Origin of the sequence: Catenovulum agarivorans DS-2 (assembly GCF_000568405.1) — a bacterium.
Taxonomy (GTDB): domain Bacteria; phylum Pseudomonadota; class Gammaproteobacteria; order Enterobacterales; family Alteromonadaceae; genus Catenovulum; species Catenovulum agarivorans_A.
Map to the genome: position 1 here is coordinate 1 of NZ_ARZY01000106.1, position 669 is coordinate 669.

At 39.9% G+C, this 669-nt stretch carries 1 protein-coding gene; it reads right to left on the bottom strand.

Annotated features, from left to right (window positions below):
• Positions 1–59 precede the first annotated feature (59 nt).
• Complete coding sequence (locus DS2_RS19400; protein ID WP_035016743.1) at positions 60–599, bottom strand: manganese efflux pump MntP family protein; 540 nt, start codon at positions 597–599, stop codon at positions 60–62.
• Positions 600–669 lie beyond the last annotated feature (70 nt).

Below are 669 nucleotides of genomic sequence, written 5' to 3' on the forward strand. Positions count from 1 at the left end.
ATTGACCTCGGGGAGGCTCATATGTGTTATGTGTTATGTGTTTGATTCATGGCCGATATTCAAAATAGTAAAATTTTAAAGCCAATCGCGATCAATATTACTCCCCCAAAAAGCTCAGCTTTACTCTCAAGCCAGACTCCACTTTTGAAACCTACAAATACCCCTGCCCAACTAAATAGAAAAGTTGTTGCTCCAATTATGCCGCAGGCTATGAGTGGATTAACCTCAAGCAAATTTAGAGTGAACCCTGCTGCCATTGCATCTATGCTTGTAGCAATGGCAAGCACAAGCATAACTCGATGAGTGATTTGAGCAATGTCTTCTTCAATTCCTTCAGTAATTGACTCATAAATCATTTTTCCTCCAATCAATAGAAGAAGGGAAAATGCAATCCAATGTGCGTAACTTTCAACCCAACCAATAACCCCTTTCCCACCAAAATAACCGATTAGAGGCATTAACCCTTGAAACAGCCCAAAATAAACCGAAGCAAGTAAGGCTAGCGTTTTCGTGTTCATGGTATTTTTCGAGCCTAGCCCGACTGATACAGCAAAAGCATCCATACTCAGTGCTATAGCCAAAATTAACACTTCAACCATTATGTTTTTTCTCGCTCGTTGCTCAATCGTTTTTTACACATAACGAGACTGTAGAAAAACCCAAATACCA